This is a genomic window from uncultured Succiniclasticum sp., from assembly GCF_902793885.1.
Classification (GTDB): Bacteria; Bacillota; Negativicutes; order Acidaminococcales; family Acidaminococcaceae; genus Succiniclasticum.
Genome location: NZ_CADBFF010000013.1, coordinates 36,422 through 56,325, shown reverse-complemented (window position 1 = coordinate 56,325; position 19,904 = coordinate 36,422). Strand labels below are relative to the sequence as shown.

Sequence of the window (19,904 nt, the reverse complement as noted above, 5' to 3'; positions counted from 1 at the left end):
ACGAAATAAAAGAAAAAACAACAGCAGGATATGTTTTTCCTGCTGCTGTATTGCATGTATTAAGATGTAATTTTTGGCAAAAACAAATGACCGATGGAAAACTGTTTTAAAAATAAATTACTTTTTTATTCTCCTTTTCCTTTAAACAGCTGGTTCGCATAATCCACAGCGGCTACGGCGTCGGGGGCGTAACCGTCCGCGCCGATGGTGTCCGCGTATTCCTGTGTCATGACGGCGCCGCCCACCAGGATTTTTGTATTGGTCTTTCGGCGTAACGCCTGAATGGTATCTTCCATGGCGGCCACGGTAGTGGTCATGAGAGCGGTGAGGCCCACCAGCTTTGCGTGATGCTTTTCTACGGCTTCCACCACGGATTCGGCAGGCACATCTTTGCCCAGGTCCACCACATGGTACCCGTAGTTTTCCCACAGCACTTTGACAATATTTTTGCCGATGTCATGAATGTCGCCTTTAACTACGGCCAGTACGATGGTATCACCCGGAGAAGCATCGGAGTCGGAACTGTTTCCTCCTGCGGAGGCTGTTGCTGTGTTGTTCTGCGCAGCACTCCCCTGCATCTGCTTTTTGATTTCATCAAAGGCAGCTTTGGCTGCATCCGCCGCCATCAGTAGCTGGGGCAGGAACAATGTCTTTTTGCCAAAGCCTTCCCCTACCGTGTTCAGCGCCGGAATAATAAACTGATTGATGACTTCCAGCGGCGCTTTCTGTTCTTCCAGCAGTTTTTTCGTGGCAATGCCGCTCTGCTCCACCAGGCCTTTCACGATGGCGTCGTACAGGGTGTACTCCGACACCTTCACAGCCGTTTTATGCTGGGGTGCGTCCGCATACCGGGCCACAAACTCCTTGCAGCCTTCGTCAGCTCCGCTTAAGGCACAGTATGCGTAATAAGCTTCCATCATACGCCCGCTCTGGGGGTTCATGATGGCGGAAGACAGCCCCGCCGCCAGGGACATGGCAAAAAACGCACTGTTCACCGCGTCCCGGTTGGGCAGGCCGAAGGAAATATTGGACACGCCCATCACCGTATGGATGCCTTTTGCTTTCAGGGCTTGAATCACCGCCAGATCAATGGCCGGGTTGCGGCTGTCGGTGCTCACGGTCAGGGCCAGGGGATCGATGATAATATCTTTTGCTTTGATGCCGTACTGCGCTGCTGTTTTGATAATTTTATCCGCAATGGCCAGACGTCCTTCTGCTGTATCCGGGATGCCGTTTTCATCCAGGCACAGACCTACCACGGCCGCACCGTACTTCTTCGCCAGCGGGAACACGTTATCCATGGATTCCTGTTTGCCGTTGACAGAGTTCAGCAACGGTTTACCATTGTACAGGCGAAGGGCTTTCTCCATGGCTTCATAATTGGAAGTGTCAATTTCCAGCGGAACGGGAGTAACGGCCTGCAGGGCAGTCACGGCGTTGCATAATGTTTCCGTTTCGTTCAGGCCCGGCAGTCCGGTGTTCACATCCAGAATATGGGTTCCATTGTCCAGTTGTTCCAGTCCCAGGCGGCAGACATAGTCCATGTCTCCGTTGCGCAATGCTTCTTTTAATAAGGGCTTGCCCGTAGGATTGATCCGCTCCCCGATAAGGACAGGCTTTTTACCGAAATATACCGGGGCGCCGTAACCGGCAACAGCGGTGATGGAACTGTATTTTTCTTTCTTATTATTTTTATATGCCGGTGAAACAGTTCCTTCATTTATTGCCGCTGCAGCATCATCTGCAATGATTACTTTCGCTTCTTTACCATCTGTATTTATTATTTCCGAAACAGCATGCAGGGGCATCGGCTTCAGGCCCTTGGTCCGCTCTGCAACCAGACGGATGTAATCAGGATTTGTGCCGCAGCACCCGCCTAATACGGCGCCGCCTTCCCGGTACACGTCCAGCATGTAGTCCGCAAATTCTTCCGGGCCGGTAGTGAATACCGTTTTTCCATCCTTTTCCACCGGCAGCCCTGCATTAGGGTTGGCAATAAGAGGCAGATCCGTAACGCGGCGGGCACGGGGCAGTAGTTTAGCTACCAGGTCCGGTCCCAGTCCGCAGTTGAAACCCACGGCGTCCACGCCTAACCCTTCCGCCATCAGCACCGCCGTTTCTACATCCGCTCCGTTCAGCAGCTTGCCGTCCCTGTCAAAAGTAAATGTCACGAAGACAGGCAGGTCACTGTTCTCTTTTGCCGCAAGTATGGCGGCTTTGGCTTCGTAACTGTCGCTCATGGTTTCTACCAGAACCAGGTCGGCATTGGCCTTCACCCCGGCACGGACCTGTTCCGCATACAGAGCCACAGCCTCTTCAAACTGCAGGTCTCCGTAAGGCGCCAGCAGTTTACCCGTGGGCCCCAGGTCCAGCGCCACAAACTGTTTATTCAAATCCAAAGACATGAACAGTTTATCTTGCGGTTTTGAAACAGCGAATTCTGCACCTGAGTCAGAGCAGACAGCACCTGCTTGTTCCCTGGCTACACCAGTCTGAATGCTTCTCCTGTCGTTGCACTCTTCAGCCACCCTGGCAAAGGCAACTCTCGCATTTTTAAAAGCCGCCAGCACCACGTCCTCTACGGAATACCCGGATCCTTTCATCTTTAAGGCATTGGCGCCAAAAGTATTGGATTTTAAAATGTTGGCTCCGGCCCTTACGTAACTGGCATGGATCTCTGCCACCACATCACCGTGAGTGATGTTCCACACCTCCGGCAGTTCCCCGGGTTTCAGCCCGGCCGCCTGCAGGCGCGTACCCATGGCCCCGTCAAAATATAAAATTTCTTTTCCTAAAAAATCAAGGATAGACATACCGCATCCTCCACACAGCGTTTTAAGGAAAAACAAATTCCCTGCAACTTTGCAACAACAGCTTACCATTAAAACATAAACAACTTTATAAAACTATTTTTGCCTGAACTCGCAGTCGATCTTATTGCAGTGCAGGCATTTGTTATTTGTATTTGAAAAATAATTATCTGTTTGATTACAATAAAACTTTTTGAAAAAAGTTTTTCCAGATTTATCCTTTTGTACTTTATTTTCTTTTACGTCATCTTCCGTAATTGCCATTACCGCCGTCACAGATTTCACCGGTGCCATCATGCAGCTTTCCGTCAACGTGAGGCCAATGGTATGGGCACAGTCCAGCACCGGGAACAAAATCTTCTGTTCCTCCAGCGCCCAGTCACCGTATCCGGGAGAAAAACGCCACTTCAGTTTCTTCCCTTCTGGCAACTGCTTCTGCAGTTCCACGCAGCAATCATCACAGTACGTTTCAATCAGCGCCGCCGCCACAGCCTGACCGGCCCCGGCCTCCGCCACACTGGTCAGCGCCATACGCCGCAGCGCAATATCTACACGGCTCCCTAACGTCGCCCCAAACAGAAACAGTTCCGTTGCCGCCCCCACATACCGGGCCAGCGCCTTGCTGTGAAACACAGTGCCGTTATCTAACACTACAGACTCCACGTCCGCCCTGCATCCAAACCGCTTCACCGTAAACCGGGGCTGCAGTTCATTTTTCAGCTTTATGTACGCTGCGTCGATGACTGCTTCAGCCACCTCATCATCCGGCTTAGCCCGATAGTATCGTAATGCTTCTTTTTTGTTAAATTGAATCTGTTCTTTCACCATACTCATTTAAATAACTATGTACAAAAATGTTGTGGATAGGAAAAGACAGAAGCAAACTGTAGGAAACGATTGCGTTATTTTATGAGACGAAATGAACCGTTGTGGCGAGACTGTCTGAGGGGCGCAGCCCCGAGTTTCGAAGCCACAGGCTCATAAGTCCATAAAATAGCAATCGTTGACGTGTTTGCGATGTCTTTTCCTAACAAAACAATTATAGATTATTTTACTATGCAGGAAAGATTCTGCAATATCCCGCCAATAATCTCCGGCCGGTTCATCGTATAAATATGCACATCCATGAATCCGTTGGCCAGCAGATCCAGCACCTGAGCCGTGGCATAATTAATCCCCGCCTGCTTCATGGCCTCCGGATCGTCCCCGTACTTTTCCACAATGGCTCGGAAACGCAACGGCAGCTTGGTTCCGCTCAGCTTACAGATATGCTGTATCTGTTTCGCATTGGTAACAGGCATCACCCCGGGCACCACCGGCACCGTAATACCGTGTGCCAGCAGCCGGTACATATAATTGTACATCACATCATTGTCGAAGAACATCTGGGTCACCAGAAACTCCACGCCGCTGTCTACTTTTATTTTCAGTTTTTCAATATCATCATTGAGACCGGCGCTTTCCGGATGGCCTTCCGGGTAGCAGGCGCCGCCCACACAAAAATCACCAAAAGATTTGATTTTCTTAGCCAGATCACTGGCATGCTGATACTCCGCATGCTCCAGCGATGTCCCTTCCGGCAGGTCGCCCCGCAGCGCCAGGACGTTGTCAATCCCCTTTGCCTGCAGCTGCTTCAGCATGGATTCGATGCCCTGATCATCCGCATTGATGCAGGTAAAATGCGCCATGGAAGGAATGCCGCATTTATGTACCTCTGCCGCCACAGCCACCGCTTCCCCAGCATTGGACCCGCCGGCCCCGTAGGTCACGCTGATAAAAGAAGGCTTCTGTTCCGCAATGGTATCTACAATTTCCAACGCATTAGCCAGCTGACTTCCCTGTTTAGGCGGAAACAGCTCGCAGGACACGCCCGGTTTTGTTCCTTTTAAAAGATTGATGATTTTCATAGAAACGCCCCTCTCCTTAAAGAACTGCTCAAAAAGATTTCTTCACAGTTCCTGCTCATAGTTTACCAATGATATTATCACAATTTTAGCAGAAACCTTTCAATTTTTCGAACAACTTAGAAAGATATTTTTCTAAAAGTTAAAATTACAATTGAACTGTATCAAATATAACACCTTTCAGAAATAATAAAAGCGCCGGACTTATCGTTTTCAAAATTTCTTTGTAATGAAAACGGTTCAGTCCGGCACTCACATTCGGTAAACTCAAACTGTTAAATCTGTCCAATCGCTTTCAGGATCAGCTGGGCGATGATAGCGGAACCGATATAGGTACCGATGAATACCACGCAGCTTACCACAACGATACGCCAGCTGCTTTCCGCAAAAACGTCAAGGTCTTTGCAGATCGCCACACCGGCATAGGCCAGGATGGGGGTACAGAGCTGCATAAAACCAACCTTGGATACTGCTGCCGAGATGGCGGCCGCGCAAGGCACTCCGGGAACGGTCAGGATACAGCCGATGGTTACCACGTAAGCAACGCCGGGGATGCCGCCGGGAATCACTTTGCCCAGCCAGATGCCCACAAAAGCCAGGGCAATCAGGAACAGCATGCCGGGAATGGCTTCCACAAAACCGTTTTTCGTTCCCACTACGTTAGCAATTAATGAAAGGAAGCCGCAAATTAATAAAACACCTAAGGTTTCACTCATCTTCATTTTGCTTCACCTTCCTTTCCTTCTTCCAGATTCTTAATCACAGGGGGTTCCGGATCCACACCGTATTTCATGCGGTAGGATTTTCTGTACAGCCATTCTGCGAAAGGCAGGGCCATCCAGATACTCATGTACAGGCCGTCCAGACCGGACAGCATGTTGGAGGCGGCGCCGAACGCCGCAATCTGGTCTGCCATCTGAGGGAACATGGCGGACAGGGAACCTACGGCTGCAGTCATCATACTGGCAGAGCCTACACCGGCAGCCATAGCCAGGGCGTAAGGATGGAACGGCAGGTATGCCGCCGCCAGGCTGGCCATCAGACCGAAGAAGATGGTACCGATAACCGTACCGCAGATGTAAACGCCCATAACACCGCGGCCTTCCGGGCCGTCCAGACCGAACCGTTCGCCGATAAGGGCTACGTTCGGTTCACGGGCTACGGAGTGGGCAGCGCCGATGGCTTCCCGCTTCAGCCCTACAAACACTGCCAGGGGAACACCGATGATGATGGTGCCCAGGTTACCGAATTCCTGCAGGATCAGTGCAGGAGAAGCCGCCAGGATCTTCGGCAGGCTCGGACCTACCAGGGTACCGTACCGGGCCATCAGCAGCATCAGGGTAACGCCTAACAGCGAGCTGGCTGTTTTGACATTCTTTTCAGAGGAGATTTTCGTAAACCGGGGCGCTGTCGCTACGCCCATCAGCAACGCGTACATCATGGGCAGCAGCACGATTTTGCCGACACCCACCGTGATGGAAATGTTGCCGATTTTTTCCGCCACAACGATCAGGATGAGAACGATGAGATGGAGACGGAAATCTTTCATTTCACTCACTTCCTTAACAATAATTTTTTATAATCGCAGAGAAACCAAAAAGATAAATTATGATAACACAATGAATTTTGCTTCTCTGAAATTATTTTGGAAAAACTTATTTAGAAAAATAAGAATCGCACTTGGCAATGTATTCTTCTTTGGTCAGCAGCGGTTTGTTATCCGCCAGGATCTTTTTCGCACAGGCCGCGTCATCGTACAACAGGTCCACGATCATGCGGGCAAAGGCTTTGGCCGGGGTAATCACCGCCGCGTCAAAATCCGTCACGGTAAAGTCTTTGGTGTGGAGAGCTCCGTCCGTACCGCCGATGAACGGATGGATGGCCGGCATGAGATGGGACACATCCCCCATGTCAGTAGAAGCACTGAAGTGACCGGAATCCACAATCTCTGTTTCCGGAGAGAACTCTTTCACGTTTGCCACGAACAGGTCGTTCATCTCTTTGCAGCAGTGGAGGGGCAGCATGCCCGGCAGAGTTTCCACAATGGTTTGGGCGCCTACGGCGTCGCCGCCGGCTTTCAGGGCCGCGTCCACCCGTTTGTGGGTGTTGTCGATAGCTTCCATGGTAGCGGCACGCACATACAGTTCCATGCGCACGTCCGCGGGCACGTTGTTCACCAGGTCGCCGCCTTTGGTGATGATGGGATGTACCCGGATGATGTCCTGCTCACGGAAAGTCTCCCGCAGGGCGTTGATGCCCATGAGACCCAGGCAGGCCGCGTTCAGGGCATTGATGCCTTCGTGGGGAGCATTGGCTGCGTGAGCAGACTTGCCGATATACTGCACGGTCTTTCCTACAAACCCGTTGCTGGAACTACCGATGGCCACCGCCTTCTGGGGCATGTTGGCCTGGGAGTGCATCATCATGGTCATGTCGATGTCGTCAAAGTGGCCTTCGTAAATAAGCTGGCCCTTGCCACAGATATAATGCAGTTTCCCCTGCTCCCGCAGGCTCTTCCGGTAGGTAATTTCCACATATTCTTCTGCCGGAACGGAGAAGAACACGGCATCACCTGCCAGTTCCTTCATGACGCCGGATTTGATGATACCGGTGCAGGCCGCCAGCATGACAGAAGTCTGGAGGAAATGGCCGCAGGTGTGGGCCGCTCCGGTAAGAGGATCCGCTTTGGGACTGTCCGGGGTACCGATGGCATCCAGTTCCGCCAGCACCGCCACGGAAGGTCCGGGCTTACCGCCTTTGACCCGGCTTTTGACACCGGTGAGGGCCAGGCCGGTCTGAGGATCCAGACCTAAGGACCGCATATAGTCTTCTACTTTTTTTGCCGTTTTGGTTTCCTTAAAGCCAAGCTCCGGTTCGCTTTCAATGCACAGGGCCAGCTTTTCGATGTCAGCCTTTGCCGCATCGATGGCACTGCAGACCGCAGCTTTCAACGCTTCTTTATCCATGGGAATCAGCTCCTTTGAATTATGGTTCAATCCGTGCTAACCTGTACAACCGTTCTCTTTGTACAGTGGTTCACTTCTGCATAGTTTCTCCAGACCAAATTACAGCCTGATGAGATCTGCAAAATCATTCAGTGAAATATCATATATTTCCATTTGTCCCGTTGCAGATTGCTTGTTTACAGCAGCCGGACCGGACTCACCGGCAGGCGTCCCCTTGGAAGTTTCAGCAGCTTTGCCAGCCGCTCCGTCCACAGGCAACCGTTTCGCTCCGGACGCTCCCGAATAAAGGATGATGCCCAGATTATAATGGTCGTCCACATAGAAGTTTTCCTGACCGGTAATCGTAACGGGAGTGGGTTCCGAAACATTCTTTCCTTTAATATGTCTGATAAGGCGGGCCCTTCCCTTCTGCTGATACCCGATCAGTGTCTGTAAACGGGAAGCGTAATCTGCGTTGGCATCAAACAGTTCTTTCAATTCCATTAAATGCCCGTCTTTTAAATCAAAATTCATGGCTTTCCAGACGATTACGTCACCGGCGCCGCCAGTATACGTTTTTGTTTTAAGGATCACAGAATAAAACGTATCTTTGGCAGCTTTGACTTCATACTCATTGCGTACATACCAGGAAGCAGTCACTCTGCCCGCCGTATTCTTATCCACAATCTTCTTATCCGTATATTTGACCAGATCCGTATTATAACGCAGCATCTCACCTAATTCACGGGGATCTGCGTGAGTACTTTCAAAGGTCTCTATTTCCTCCTTGGACATAATCTGCTTCATCTGTGAATTCACATACGATAACACCGCCTTGTTCACTATGTTATCGACTTGTTTTCCCCCGACGGAACCGGAAATATATGGTACCGCGACATTGACAATTCCCGATCTTGTCCGATTCTCTTTCACAGACAGTTCCGCTGCCATAGCGGGAAATGCCATAAAAACCAAAACCGTAACCATGGATAACAACGCTGTAACTCTTTTTACCGTTAACATAGTAACACCCTTTCAAAAATCATCCTTATCATTTTATTTTCATTTGTCACAATGAGTTCATTCCATAGTAGCCAGTGACCCATATTATCTTAAATTATAACATAAAGCGTCCATAAAATAAATTCGTAACGCATGTATACATTGCGCTGTAAAAACAAAAAAGACAGGCTGTGAACCTGTCCGTCGTTTCTGTCTTTAATTGGTGGGCGCTAACGGGATCGAACCGCTGACATTCTGCTTGTAAGGCAGACGCTCTCCCAGCTGAGCTAAGCGCCCAAAAAAAATATGGTGACCGGTAGCGGATTCGAACCGCTGATACCGCCGTGAAAGGGCGGTGTTGACCAACCGGCCACATTGGCTCCACCAGTAGGGCTCGAACCTACAACCCTTCGGTTAACAGCCGAATGCTCTACCATTGAGCTATGGTGGAATTAGCTCGCAGTCTTAACGACTACGTGAGTTATATTACCACAATCACAAGACCTTGTCAACAACTTTTTTAAGATATTTTTCAGAATCATGCTTATGTATTTTCCAAGCGCTTTCTGAAAATGCAAAAAACCTGTCAGGAAACACAGTCGAACCAGGTCGATAACCGGCATAACCGGTTTACTCGGCCAGCACTTTTACCACAATCTTCTGCACGGCGCAGCCGGCGTGCAGGGCATGGCAGCCGGGACGGTGCAGTTCCCAGGGAAAGAAGATGGCAAAGACGCCGTCGCCCAGGGTAACGCTGTCTTTTTCTCCCGCATCCGCGTAGAAGAGAAGATCGCGTTCCGCAGCGTAATCTTCTATGACTTTATGGGTATCTGCTTTGGCAGTGTAATAAATCTTTTCCGTACCTTCCCCCAGATACTGTACATCAATGTAGGCATTGTGACTTTCCGGCTTTTTGCTGTCTTTGGGTTCTGTCGTGTAACGGTCCACCCGGGCAAAGACCTTGTCTCCGTCCAAATGATATTCACCGTTCTTCACGTTGGTAAAATCTGTTTCCGCAATGTATTGCAGGGCGGTCCCCAGACGTTGGGATACATACGGCAAAAGTTTCGCAATGTCTTTTTTATTACCGGTAATCATGGTGTTTCCTCCTTGTGCGTCATACTTAATCTGCTACTGTTTCGACGAAGCATTGGCAGGGAAACCCACCTCCCACTCCTCAGTGTGCCGCGCATCGCTACGCTCAGCGTGACTTCCTTCGTCGACTGGGACCCTCCCGGGTTGCCCGGCCACTATTAACCAGAATACTAAAGCGTTTTTTATATTGTACCACAAAATTTTTCTGTACAAAAGCAACCTGTATAGGATAGAATAGGCATATATTTTTTTATGCATACGCGTACAGGAAACGGCAGAGGCCGTTTGCTTTTTGAAGTCTTAGTATTACAGGGGGACCTATGAGCTTTTTAACCGTAAGTCACGTAAGCCATTCCTTCGGCGGGCGCCAGATTCTGGAAGATGTTTCCTTCAAACTGGAAAAAGGGGAACACATCGGCCTGGTGGGCGCCAACGGGGAAGGCAAATCTACTTTTTTTAATCTGATCACCAACAACCTGCTGCCTGACGACGGCCAGATCACCTGGCCCGGCAAGATCAAGGTAGGCTATCTGGATCAGATGAGCAGCCTGGAAAACGGCAAGACCATCCGGGACGTGCTCCGCACGGCTTTCAATGAAGATTTTGCCGCCGAGCAGGAAATGCTGGAGCTGTACGACAAAATGGCAGAGGCGGATGAAGATACCATGAACAAAATGCTGGCCCGGGTAGGCGAGATTCAGAGCCGCCTGGAGCACAGCGGTTTTTACTCCCTGGACAGCCAGATTGAAGACTTTGCCAACGGCCTGGGCCTGGGAGATATCGGTCTGGACAGGGATGTAGCAGATCTTTCCGGCGGACAGCGCAACAAGGTACTGCTGGCCAAGCTGCTGTTGCAGGATTCCGATATTCTGCTGCTGGACGAGCCCACCAACTATCTGGATGTGGAGCACATCCGCTGGCTCACCCGCTTCCTGCAGAATTACGAAAACGCTTTCATCCTCATCTCCCATGACGTAGCCTTTTTAAATGACGTAGCCAACGTAATTTATCATCTGGAAGGCTGTCAGCTGACCCGTTACACCGGGAACTATGACAAATTCCAGGAACTGTACCAGATCCACAAGGCCCAGCTGGAGGCCGCCTACGTGCGGCAGCAGCAGGAAGTGGCGAAGCTGGAAGATTTCATTGCCCGGAACAAGGCAAGAGTCGCTACCACCGGCATGGCCCGCAGCCGTCAGCGCCAGCTGGACAAGATGGAGATGATCGAGAAGCCCACAGAACGGCCTAAGCCTCACTTCCGTTTTCAGCCTGGCCGAACTCCCGGGCGCTTTCTGGCAGAAGCGGAAGATCTGGTGCTTGGTTACGACAGCGCCCTGACCCGTCCGGTTTCCTTTAAGCTGGAACGCAACAAAAAAGTGGCGGTGCGGGGCGTCAACGGATTGGGCAAGACTACCCTGCTGAAAACGATTTTGGGTATGATCCCCCCCTTTGCGGGAACCATACGCCAGGGAGATTTTCTGCAGCCCGGTTACTTTGAGCAGGAAGAACGTGTCAAAAACGAAAAGACCGCTTTGGAAGACGTGTGGGATGCCTATCCCGGTCTGACCAATGCGGAAGTCCGCGCCGCTCTGGCAGGCTGCGGCCTGACCAACGAGCACATCACCACCAAGGTATTCGTGCTCAGTGGCGGCGAAGCAGCCAAAGTGCGGCTCTGTAAACTGATGTTACAGGAAGTCAACTGGCTGGTACTGGACGAACCCACCAATCATCTGGATGTGGAAGCCAAGGAGGAACTGAAAAAGGCTATCATTGAATTTAAAGGTTCCGTGCTTCTAGTATCACACGAACCGGAATTCTATGAGGACTGGATCGACGAGGTCTGGAACATAGAAGACTGGACGACGAAAATTATATAGTACTACAAACGAATGCATCATGCTGCAAGGATAAAACATCGCAAAACCGTACTGTATAGGTGCAAATCAAAAGTACACATAAAAGAAAGCGGCCGGAGAGAACATAAGCAAAACATCGGAAAAGATTGCGTCATTTCATGAGATGAAATGTGCCGTCGTGGCGAGACTGTCTGAGGGGCGAAGCCCCGAGTTTCGAAGCCACAGGCACATGAGTCCATGAAATAGCAATCATTTACGGTTTTGCGATGTTTTCTCCGGCCGCTTGTGTTTATGTAATTACTTACCAATATTACAATTCCGTCACCCACAGGCCGTGGAGATTGCAGTACGCAAACACGGCAACAGGTTTATCCCCGTCTACCAGGGCAAACTTTGCTTCCGGTTTATCATCAATGGTGAGAGCCCGGCGCTGCCCGCCCTTCTGGGTCTGCAGATAAATCCAGCTGATATGATGAGCCGCCGTCATGGGATGCTCCGCGCTTCCGATCTTAACAGAAACAATCGATTCTGCCACGCTCACCACGGGCACATGTTTTTCCCGGGATGCGTCTACACTGTTGGCGCGCATCATTTCCAAAGGTTCGCCGTCGCAGGTCACTCCAGTCAGAGAGCCTTCCACCAATCCTACGATCACACCACATTTGCGGCAACTGTAAAATCTCGAATCCATAGCAATCCCTCCTCAGCAAATATTGTTAACATATCAAGAACAATTCTTATTAACGTTTAAAAATATTATACACCATAGCCCGCATAAATGTCTAATAAATTTGTGGAGACATTGCTTCCAAAACTATTGGAAACGATGATTAATTCGTCTGCACGCTGACCAAGGGCAGATGGTGTTATCTTTCCGCTTCCTTCCGCAGCCAGGGCATCTGCCGCAGCAGTTCCGTCTTCTGGACGCCGATCACTTCCATAGCCGCCAGGATATTGCCCGCCAAGGGCGAAGTCCTTCTGGATGCAGTGTCGGCAAGCAGTACATTGCCATTTTTATCCGTCACGGTCTGCTCCACTGTCAGGAACCAGTTATTGTTATTTTGATTGGTCACGGCGTCAAATTTTACCTCCAGCAGGTAGTCCGCCGCCTGCGTATGCAGGGCCTCATACGGATCCTGCGGAGACCGCACCACAACATAATTGGGGAACAGGGCTTTATACTCATTCAGGATAAACCGTTCCAGTAACTCCATGGCGGTTTTTACATCCGTATTGCTCCTTTTCTTTCCCGATCCGCTTCCTTCCACATACAACAGCACCGTTGGCTGATCCGCAGCGTTATGCCTCTCATCCGTTTCCTTATGTATGAGCCCCTGCTTTACCGTATCGTCAAATGCGCTGTAATAATTCTTCAGCCCCGCATCCAGATACAGATGCAGGAAATGATTCATATTATTGAAAGTCCTGGGAATGCGGAAGCGGACCTCCTTCCCGAACTGCTTATAGTTGCGCAGTACTGCCTGCAGTGTCAGAGGCACAGGGTCTTCCGAATTTGTGACGCGAATCAGGTCAAGGCGGTCCCCATACATTTGGGCAAAGGGTGTGTTGCCAACCGCCGGCGCGCCGAAGGTAATGACCTGCAGTCTGTCCGGGGCAAAGCCGAAATCAATGAGCCGCTGCCCTACGAGGGTGGCTACCGCACCGCCCAGGCTGTGCCCGGTCAGCAGCAGGCGCGCTTCTTTTTCATTACGGTACTGTTCCAGAAACTCATAGGAACCGGAAGTCAGCAGCATCCGCAAAGTCAGGTCCGCGTAGCTGTTAAACCCTTTGTGCACCCGGGGCGGTCTGGCAAAGCCGGCTTTTTTCGCCGCAGCCCGAATCGCGTCCCGTTCTTTGCTTCCACCGAGGAGGGAACCGGATATCTTTTCCGACTCTTCCAGTGTTTTACCGCCATAGACCACCTGGCCCGTTACAAAATCCGCTGCCCAATCCTTTTTATCCGCGCTGCCGCGGAAGGCAATCACATATAACGGTTTGCCGTCCGCCATCATTCCTCTGGCCGTAATAAAATGCACCGTGGTCTTACCGTCCGTAATCCGGTTCGGTGCAAACTCCCAGCCATGGTCTTTCAGATACACGGCCTCGATCCCGTTATCCGGCACATAGGCTGCCGAAGAAGCAATCAGGGAAAAAAGAGTCCAGTAGGCTCTGTTATATTCTGTTTTCTGCTGCAGTACCGGTTTCGTATCTTCCGGGGAATATCCGAGACTGCCCAGGGGCATCTCCGCAGATCCCGTTCCCGAGAAAGCACACTGCAGCCAGACGGTGACCAAAAAAAGAATAAAACACTTCATAACATCCTGCCTGTCACAACGCTATAAACATAAAAAGGGCACTCCTTTTTCAGGAATGCCCTTTGGTTCATGCGGATCGATCGTGCAATCAGATTTTGAAAAACAGATTATTTTACAGGACGAACGTTAGCTGCCTGTTCGCCGCGGCTGCCTTCAACCACATCGAATTCAACAGTCTGACCGTCTTCCAGAGTTTTGTAGCCTTCAACCTGAATAGCAGAGAAATGTACGAATACATCGCCGCCGTCTTCACGTTCAATAAAACCATAACCTTTTTCTGCATTAAACCATTTTACTTTGCCTGTCATCTTGCGGGCCTCCTAAAAAAATACTTTAGCTGACGCTGTATCACATTCGCCAACGTTCATATTATATGACAAAGATGACAAATATGCAAGCAAAATATTTACAGAATATTATTGTTATTCAAAATACAGCACATTCGTTTATACCTGTAAGAAGAATAATGCTTGTTCCCATTTCTAAAAATAGGAACTACATTTTTATTCTGCCAACACTTCCACTTTTTCCATGACAACCGGGTCCACCGGTCTGTCCTGGAAGTTGGTAGCTACGGAACCGATTTCCCGTACTACATCCATGCCTTTTACGATCTTGCCAAAAATGGCATGATGCCCGTTAAGCCAGGGTGTGGGAGCCAGCGTGATGAAGAACTGGCTGCCGCCGGTATTGGGACCGGCATTGGCCATGGAAAGGATGCCTTCGCTGTCGTGGGCCAGCCCTTCGCCGAACTCATCTTTGATCCGGTAGCCCGGGCCCCCGCGGCCGGTGCCGGTGGGGTCGCCGCCCTGGATCATGAAGCCGTCAATGACGCGGTGAAAAATGAGACCGTCATAAAAGCCTTTTTCCGTCAGCTCAATAAAATTCTTCGTAGTCTGGGGCGCCTTTTCCTCAAACATCTGAGCCACAAATACACCTTTGTTAGTAGTAAACTGAATTTTTCTTTCTGCCATCTGAAAATCTCCTTGCTTTCATTATATAATTATATATATTTTACCTTTTCTCAACCAACGTTTCGGAAGCGGATCGAGAGGAAACGGCAACGGTTTATCGGTAAAACAGATATGCTTTATTGCTTTCCTTCTTCCTCCTGCTTCTTCTTCACCAGATACAGCAGCAGGAAAAGGCCCGTGCCGATGGCTGTCCCGATGCAGGGCAGGAAAATAATACCGGCCGTATTGCCGCCAAAATAGAGCAGCAGCCCTGTGGCCAGCAGGAACACGGCCTGGGCGCACTGAAGACGGGTCCGGACCAGATACTGGTTATGGCGGTCATCCCGGGCCGTACTGTACGCGGCCATAGTGAGCTGAGGCAGGAACAAAATGAAAGCGATGCCCATCATATAAAGATAGGTTGCGGACAACACAGGTACTTCCGTGCCGCGTCCCGTAACAACACACATAGCAAAGGCAATACCGGCCAGATACAGACTGCGGAAATAGCCTTCCTTGATCTGGCTTTCCAGCACATAACAAATCCCCGTCACCACCGGGAACAGCCAGTAGCCGATGTGTCCCATCCAGAAAGCGGAACCCAGGATGATGACGTTGTCCCCGATGCGGTGCCGGGAACCGGAGGTACGGTTGAACATGCGGCAGACGAACAGCATCCACAACAGGCCTACGACCCCGTTGATGTTCACTCCCATAAAGGTTTCCAGCCCCAGGGTGATAAAAGCCCCCAGCAGGGCGCCCCACTCACGCCCCGGTTCCGGATCCACTTCCCTGCCAATGAGGTAGGCGAAGAAGAAGCCGGCGGCATAACTAACGCCGTCCAGCATGACGCTGCCCGTGCCGCTCCCCGTTACCTGACGGAAAATCAGCAGAAGGATCGTGGCAATCAACGCGCCTATGATGGCGACCCGGTTAAACCTGTCATCAAAATCGAAAGGCCGGCCCAGACCGAAATTCTCGTTGGAGACATCTTCCTTCCGTACCGTCTTCGCAAATTTATTTTCCCTTTTAGCCATAATTACGTAAACACAATCTCCTAAGCATTTTAACACTGAATAACCTATGTGCCCTGCCAAGGACAGTTTTGCCTGCGATTTAAACAGCACAGGCAAACCATCCCTCATTTCGGACCGCAGGATACATCAGTCCATAATCTTTTCGCCGTGATAGGACTCCCCGTCCGCGTCCGGCAGAATGCCGTAGCCTTCCGTCCACAGGGTTTTATATTTGATAGCCTGGCTGTGGATGGTTTTCATATTGGCTTCCGGCAGTTTTTTAATACATTTTGCCGGGATGCCGGCCATCAGGGAATAGGGTTCTACAATGGTGCCTTTGGTCACCACGGCGCCCGCCGCGATCACACTGCCGGTACCTACTACGCAGCCGTCCAGTACCACGGAGCCCATGCCGATGAGCACATGGTCCTCGATGGTGCAGGCATGCAGGGTCGCGCAGTGGCCAACGGTCACATAATCGCCAACGATGCAGGCATAGCGGTCTGCCACATGGAGGCAGCTGTTGTCCTGAATGTTGGAGTAGCGGCCGATCTCAATGCGGTTCACGTCGCCCCGCACCGTGCAGTTGGGCCATACGCTGGAGAACTCTTTCATTTTTACCATACCGATTACATCCGCGCTTTCAAATACGTGAGCCTTCGGATCAACATCCGGGCTGATTCCTTTAAATTTTCTTAACATGTGAGATCCTCCTGACTAAAAATATAAAGTTTGTGAATCATGCTGTAAGGAAAAGACAACGCAAAACCGTGAATGATTGCTATTTCATGGACTCATGCGCCTGCGGCTTCGGAACTCGGGGCTGTGCCCCTCAGACAGCCTCGCCGCCACGGCTCATTTTGTCTCATGAAATAACGCAATCGTTCACGACGTTTTGCTCATGTCTTTTCCTTACAGCTTCTTTCTAAGTATAAACTATTATAACATAAGAAAAAATGAAATAAAACACCTGCGCACAGATTTCGTTTTTTTGATATAATGGTAGCGTAACTATTATTACTTACGGAGTTTTATTATGAAAAAACTTTTTGCACAAGTGTTAATCAGCCTTTTGGCGCTGGGATGTATGGCCTGCACGGCATGCACGACCACAGAGCAGCCGCCTGCGCCCCCGCCCAAGCCGGCCCTGCCTTACAAAATCAATCTGGTATGGCAGCACGATCATAAGCCGGAAGTAGACCTGTCTACGTTGGACAAGGTGCCGGGGGTCAATGTGGTCTCTCCCTGCTGGTACGAAATCGAAAACGAATATGGCAAAATCAAAGACAAAAGTGTGGAGGGCTACGTGGAACGGGCCCATGCCAGGGGCTACCAGGTGTGGCCTTTAATCACCAACGGTTTCAAGCCGGATCGTACCAAAAAGCTGTTAGATGATGAAAACGCAAAACGGTTTGTCATTGAGCAGCTGCGCCAGCAGTATCAGAAGCATAAGTTTGACGGCATCAATCTGGACTTTGAAAATATTTACGAAGCGGATAAGGACCGGATCACGGAATTTGTGAAGCAGATCCGCAAAGCCACCCAGCAGGATAAGCTGATCCTGAGCATGGATGTGACCGTGCCCAAGGGCAGTCCCAACTGGTCTTTATGCTTCGACCGGAAGGCCCTGGCGGAGCATCTGGATTACATGATGGTAATGGCGTATGACCAGTACTCCGGCGGCAGCCCCGAAGCCGGCCCTACCGCCGGTTACGACTGGGTGGAACGGGGTATCAAAAACACCCTGGAGGAAGTTCCGCCTCACAAAGTGGTGCTGGGAATGCCCCTCTACATGCGGCTGTGGCACTACGACAATGACAATAAGCGTTTCTACGCCAAAACCCTGTCCATGCCCGGTTCCGAAAAGCTCATCGCAGAAAAAAGCAGCGACGAGACTTTCCGCTGCCGCTGGCTGGAAAAGGAAAAAGTGACGTATTATTCTTACGTGGAAAACGACGTGCCTTACTCTTTCTGGCAGGAAAACAAAACCAGCCTGGCACACAAGGCCGGGCTGCTGAAACAGTATAATCTGGCAGGCTTCGCCACCTGGCGCTACGGTTTCGAAAAACCGGAAGTCTGGCCCATGCTGGAAGAAAAGCTGAAAGAGGCAGAACCGGCGGAAGACAAAACCGCCCAACCAAAAGAGGCTACTGAAAACACTGACAAAAGCAAAAACAAAAACAAAAAGAAAAAACAGTCCTGAACCAAACAGCGTGGCTTTGAACACAAACGCAAAGCCACGCTGTTTATATTTGCTGCATAGTAAGGAAACGCTGATTAAACTATCTTGCAAATTCCTCTTTGCAGAACTGACCGGACACCCAACCAACTGCGTTGTTGGCCCGTTTCACTTTATGCCATCCTTCTTTGGTTTCCAGAATGGTTACTTTCTCGCCTTTATCGAAATAACCCAGGACTTCGCCCCGCATATTTCCTTCCTTGCGCATACGCACTTCCGTGCCGGCGATCACACCGGTCCGGACGACTGCAGGATCCGGTTTCGGCATCTCGCTTTCTTTCGGAAACTCCCGTAACGCAAAATCGGAATAGGATTTGGTTCCGCGTATTTTCAGGCCTTCTCTGACTTTTTCAATTTCATGCCCGTAAGCCAGTTTATAGTCGACCAGATAACGGGACGGAACCCAGGCGGTAAAGCCGTTTTTATAAGACTGGATCCGGCTCATATCCCCTTTTTCTTCCAACACTTTTACACGACTGTTGCTAAAACCGTAATACGCTTCCTCTTTGACAGAAAAGGCAACGCTTTCTTTGCTGCTGTCTTCATACAGGGGCTGCTTATACGTCCTGAACAAAATCTTAACAGGATGTTCTTTCACATGCAGGTACATATTCGGGCCTCCATATCCTGCAAAGAAAATGGCCCGGTTCCACAGATCCTCTTTGGGTTTTTCAAACTGGTAACTCTTTGTCCAGCCCTCCGTTCCGTCTTCTGTCTGCAGCCGCAGCCAGTGGCTCCGGTATTTTGCCAGATTTTTAAAATCCGGATCAAAATTTTCTATATTCTTAAACCCGCTGTACGCTGCATATGGGGAACCGTGCCCGGTTCGGAACACCCGTCCTTCCTGATAGAACACAGAGTCTTCAAAGCCCAGCCCCACAATATGGCTGCCCTTGGATCCATTTGGGAATTCCCGGTAGGAAAGCCTGGGAAACCCCACCATGGCCGTATCCGTGATCAGATAGCGGTGATTGGCCTTTGTCTTTGCCACCACAGCCGCTTTTACATGAGGGAACTCATACAGATCCAAATCTGTTTTAGGACAAACTTCATACCAGACAGCAGGCTCCACCGGATTCTCCTCAAAGCTGGGGCCAAACACGGCCAGCGCATCCGGAACGGGCAGCTGTTTCCCATCCTTTTTCTCTTCCGGAGACCAGAAGAAATACTCCGCCACGTTGTGTTTAAAAATCCAGCCTTTACGCTTGTCTTCTGTTTCGACCAGCACAAAAAAGTCCTTTTCATCCAGGATCCTGAACTGATCGCCGGCCTTAACCTTACCGGTCACCGGGCTTTTTGCATTGGCAGGCTCCTGATACAGATTGAATTCCTGCGTACGTTCGGAATCCAGATACACCGTGCCATAACGTGCAGCCGTCTTATCCATGGGGACTTCCGGCATTTGCGCTTTCGGTTTTTCTGACACAGGATCGTTGGCAGCCGGTTTTTTTGAGCCGGAACAGCCAAAACAGAAAGCAGAGACTAACACTGCAAAAGTAAGCAAAAGGGTAAGGAACTTACTGTTTCTTATATTTTGTTCTGTCAATCTCATGGCAGGATCACCTCAAAAAGATTATACCATTCTGTTTCGCATAATCAAAGTGGTTTCGGCTACAGAAATATAAAAAAGGCCTCACACACCCGATGTGAGGCCTTGCGTTTATGATTGGTGCGGTAGAGAGGATTTGAACCTCCACGGGGTCAACCCCCACTAGCTCCTGAGGCTAGCGCGTCTGCCGTTCCGCCACTACCGCATGTTTCTGACATAA

Annotated in this window: 17 protein-coding genes and 4 tRNA genes; 2 read left to right on the top strand and 19 right to left on the bottom strand. The window is 50.3% G+C overall.

Going from position 1 to position 19,904, the window contains the following annotated elements; genetic code table 11:
• Nucleotides 1–125 precede the first annotated feature (125 nt).
• From QZV31_RS07910 to QZV31_RS07860, 11 genes are all read right to left on the bottom strand, one after another.
• Complete coding sequence (locus QZV31_RS07910; RefSeq protein WP_295359498.1) at nucleotides 126–2,813, bottom strand: homocysteine S-methyltransferase family protein; 2,688 nt, start codon at nucleotides 2,811–2,813, stop codon at nucleotides 126–128.
• Between the two features lie 93 nt (nucleotides 2,814–2,906).
• Complete coding sequence (locus tag QZV31_RS07905; RefSeq protein WP_295359497.1) at nucleotides 2,907–3,638, bottom strand: vitamin B12 dependent-methionine synthase activation domain-containing protein; 732 nt, start codon at nucleotides 3,636–3,638, stop codon at nucleotides 2,907–2,909.
• 218 nt (nucleotides 3,639–3,856) lie between these two features.
• Nucleotides 3,857–4,717 carry a methylenetetrahydrofolate reductase gene (locus tag QZV31_RS07900; RefSeq protein ID WP_295359496.1) on the bottom strand — a complete coding sequence of 287 codons (861 nt, stop codon included), beginning with the start codon at nucleotides 4,715–4,717 and terminating at the stop codon, nucleotides 3,857–3,859.
• A 272-nt stretch (nucleotides 4,718–4,989) separates the two neighbouring features.
• Nucleotides 4,990–5,436: a DUF340 domain-containing protein gene (locus QZV31_RS07895; RefSeq protein WP_093729118.1), complete on the bottom strand. Its 447-nt coding sequence runs from the start codon at nucleotides 5,434–5,436 to the stop codon at nucleotides 4,990–4,992.
• Nucleotides 5,433–6,263 carry a DUF3100 domain-containing protein gene (locus QZV31_RS07890; protein ID WP_093729117.1) on the bottom strand — a complete coding sequence of 277 codons (831 nt, stop codon included), beginning with the start codon at nucleotides 6,261–6,263 and terminating at the stop codon, nucleotides 5,433–5,435. Before QZV31_RS07890 ends, QZV31_RS07895 begins: the two co-directional genes overlap by 4 nt.
• A gap of 106 nt (nucleotides 6,264–6,369) precedes the next feature.
• Complete coding sequence (locus tag QZV31_RS07885) at nucleotides 6,370–7,680, bottom strand: amidohydrolase (protein WP_295359495.1); 1,311 nt, start codon at nucleotides 7,678–7,680, stop codon at nucleotides 6,370–6,372.
• 99 nt (nucleotides 7,681–7,779) lie between these two features.
• Entirely contained in the window at nucleotides 7,780–8,682 is a 903-nt protein-coding gene (locus QZV31_RS07880) for a hypothetical protein (RefSeq protein WP_295359494.1), read from the bottom strand.
• A 200-nt stretch (nucleotides 8,683–8,882) separates the two neighbouring features.
• Nucleotides 8,883–8,958 (bottom strand) — tRNA-Val (locus QZV31_RS07875).
• Between the two features lie 10 nt (nucleotides 8,959–8,968).
• Nucleotides 8,969–9,033: transfer RNA gene (locus QZV31_RS07870), tRNA-Glu, on the bottom strand.
• Nucleotides 9,034–9,037: 4 nt separating this feature from the next.
• Nucleotides 9,038–9,112: transfer RNA gene (locus QZV31_RS07865), tRNA-Asn, on the bottom strand.
• A 179-nt stretch (nucleotides 9,113–9,291) separates the two neighbouring features.
• Nucleotides 9,292–9,759 (bottom strand): YhcH/YjgK/YiaL family protein, encoded by a 468-nt coding sequence (locus QZV31_RS07860; protein WP_295359493.1) that lies wholly within the window; start codon nucleotides 9,757–9,759, stop codon nucleotides 9,292–9,294.
• A 317-nt stretch (nucleotides 9,760–10,076) separates the two neighbouring features.
• Between QZV31_RS07860 and QZV31_RS07855 the strand changes: the two genes are divergently transcribed.
• Nucleotides 10,077–11,633 carry an ABC-F family ATP-binding cassette domain-containing protein gene (locus QZV31_RS07855; protein WP_295359492.1) on the top strand — a complete coding sequence of 519 codons (1,557 nt, stop codon included), beginning with the start codon at nucleotides 10,077–10,079 and terminating at the stop codon, nucleotides 11,631–11,633.
• A gap of 289 nt (nucleotides 11,634–11,922) precedes the next feature.
• Here QZV31_RS07855 and QZV31_RS07850 read toward each other — a convergent pair whose 3' ends face one another.
• The 6 genes from QZV31_RS07850 to QZV31_RS07825 form a co-directional block, all read right to left on the bottom strand.
• On the bottom strand, nucleotides 11,923–12,303 hold the full coding sequence (locus QZV31_RS07850; protein ID WP_093729112.1) for a desulfoferrodoxin family protein: 381 nt from the start codon (nucleotides 12,301–12,303) through the stop codon (nucleotides 11,923–11,925).
• A 175-nt stretch (nucleotides 12,304–12,478) separates the two neighbouring features.
• Nucleotides 12,479–13,927: a lipase family protein gene (locus QZV31_RS07845; protein ID WP_295359491.1), complete on the bottom strand. Its 1,449-nt coding sequence runs from the start codon at nucleotides 13,925–13,927 to the stop codon at nucleotides 12,479–12,481.
• 107 nt (nucleotides 13,928–14,034) lie between these two features.
• Nucleotides 14,035–14,235: a cold-shock protein gene (locus tag QZV31_RS07840; RefSeq protein ID WP_093729110.1), complete on the bottom strand. Its 201-nt coding sequence runs from the start codon at nucleotides 14,233–14,235 to the stop codon at nucleotides 14,035–14,037.
• Between the two features lie 195 nt (nucleotides 14,236–14,430).
• Nucleotides 14,431–14,901, bottom strand: coding sequence for a peptidylprolyl isomerase (locus QZV31_RS07835; protein WP_093729109.1), 471 nt, complete (start codon nucleotides 14,899–14,901; stop codon nucleotides 14,431–14,433).
• A 116-nt stretch (nucleotides 14,902–15,017) separates the two neighbouring features.
• A complete protein-coding gene (locus tag QZV31_RS07830; protein WP_295359490.1) occupies nucleotides 15,018–15,917 on the bottom strand; it encodes a hypothetical protein in 900 nt (299 codons plus the stop codon).
• A gap of 126 nt (nucleotides 15,918–16,043) precedes the next feature.
• The gene (locus QZV31_RS07825) at nucleotides 16,044–16,598 is read right to left on the bottom strand and encodes a gamma carbonic anhydrase family protein (protein WP_295359489.1); all 555 of its coding nucleotides are present in this window, start codon (nucleotides 16,596–16,598) and stop codon (nucleotides 16,044–16,046) included.
• Between the two features lie 334 nt (nucleotides 16,599–16,932).
• Between QZV31_RS07825 and QZV31_RS07820 the strand changes: the two genes are divergently transcribed.
• Complete coding sequence (locus QZV31_RS07820) at nucleotides 16,933–18,099, top strand: glycosyl hydrolase family 18 protein (RefSeq protein WP_295359488.1); 1,167 nt, start codon at nucleotides 16,933–16,935, stop codon at nucleotides 18,097–18,099.
• A 79-nt stretch (nucleotides 18,100–18,178) separates the two neighbouring features.
• On the opposite strand, the gene QZV31_RS07815 is transcribed toward QZV31_RS07820, so the two are convergent.
• Both QZV31_RS07815 and QZV31_RS07810 read right to left on the bottom strand, forming a co-directional pair.
• Nucleotides 18,179–19,687: an SH3 domain-containing protein gene (locus QZV31_RS07815; protein ID WP_295359487.1), complete on the bottom strand. Its 1,509-nt coding sequence runs from the start codon at nucleotides 19,685–19,687 to the stop codon at nucleotides 18,179–18,181.
• A gap of 115 nt (nucleotides 19,688–19,802) precedes the next feature.
• Nucleotides 19,803–19,889, bottom strand: a tRNA-Leu gene (locus QZV31_RS07810).
• Nucleotides 19,890–19,904: the final 15 nt, after the last annotated feature.

Coding starts and splice junctions, on each gene's coding strand:
- QZV31_RS07815 (WP_295359487.1), bottom strand. CDS start 19,687: ATGAGATTGACAGAACAAAATATAAGAAACAGTAAGTTCCTTACCCTT.
- QZV31_RS07855 (WP_295359492.1), top strand. CDS start 10,077: ATGAGCTTTTTAACCGTAAGTCACGTAAGCCATTCCTTCGGCGGGCGC.
- QZV31_RS07835 (WP_093729109.1), bottom strand. CDS start 14,901: ATGGCAGAAAGAAAAATTCAGTTTACTACTAACAAAGGTGTATTTGTG.
- QZV31_RS07840 (WP_093729110.1), bottom strand. CDS start 14,235: ATGACAGGCAAAGTAAAATGGTTTAATGCAGAAAAAGGTTATGGTTTT.
- QZV31_RS07830 (WP_295359490.1), bottom strand. CDS start 15,917: ATGGCTAAAAGGGAAAATAAATTTGCGAAGACGGTACGGAAGGAAGAT.
- QZV31_RS07880 (WP_295359494.1), bottom strand. CDS start 8,682: ATGTTAACGGTAAAAAGAGTTACAGCGTTGTTATCCATGGTTACGGTT.
- QZV31_RS07850 (WP_093729112.1), bottom strand. CDS start 12,303: ATGGATTCGAGATTTTACAGTTGCCGCAAATGTGGTGTGATCGTAGGA.
- QZV31_RS07845 (WP_295359491.1), bottom strand. CDS start 13,927: ATGAAGTGTTTTATTCTTTTTTTGGTCACCGTCTGGCTGCAGTGTGCT.
- QZV31_RS07895 (WP_093729118.1), bottom strand. CDS start 5,436: ATGAAGATGAGTGAAACCTTAGGTGTTTTATTAATTTGCGGCTTCCTT.
- QZV31_RS07820 (WP_295359488.1), top strand. CDS start 16,933: ATGAAAAAACTTTTTGCACAAGTGTTAATCAGCCTTTTGGCGCTGGGA.
- QZV31_RS07860 (WP_295359493.1), bottom strand. CDS start 9,759: ATGATTACCGGTAATAAAAAAGACATTGCGAAACTTTTGCCGTATGTA.
- QZV31_RS07910 (WP_295359498.1), bottom strand. CDS start 2,813: ATGTCTATCCTTGATTTTTTAGGAAAAGAAATTTTATATTTTGACGGG.
- QZV31_RS07885 (WP_295359495.1), bottom strand. CDS start 7,680: ATGGATAAAGAAGCGTTGAAAGCTGCGGTCTGCAGTGCCATCGATGCG.
- QZV31_RS07825 (WP_295359489.1), bottom strand. CDS start 16,598: ATGTTAAGAAAATTTAAAGGAATCAGCCCGGATGTTGATCCGAAGGCT.
- QZV31_RS07900 (WP_295359496.1), bottom strand. CDS start 4,717: ATGAAAATCATCAATCTTTTAAAAGGAACAAAACCGGGCGTGTCCTGC.
- QZV31_RS07890 (WP_093729117.1), bottom strand. CDS start 6,263: ATGAAAGATTTCCGTCTCCATCTCATCGTTCTCATCCTGATCGTTGTG.
- QZV31_RS07905 (WP_295359497.1), bottom strand. CDS start 3,638: ATGGTGAAAGAACAGATTCAATTTAACAAAAAAGAAGCATTACGATAC.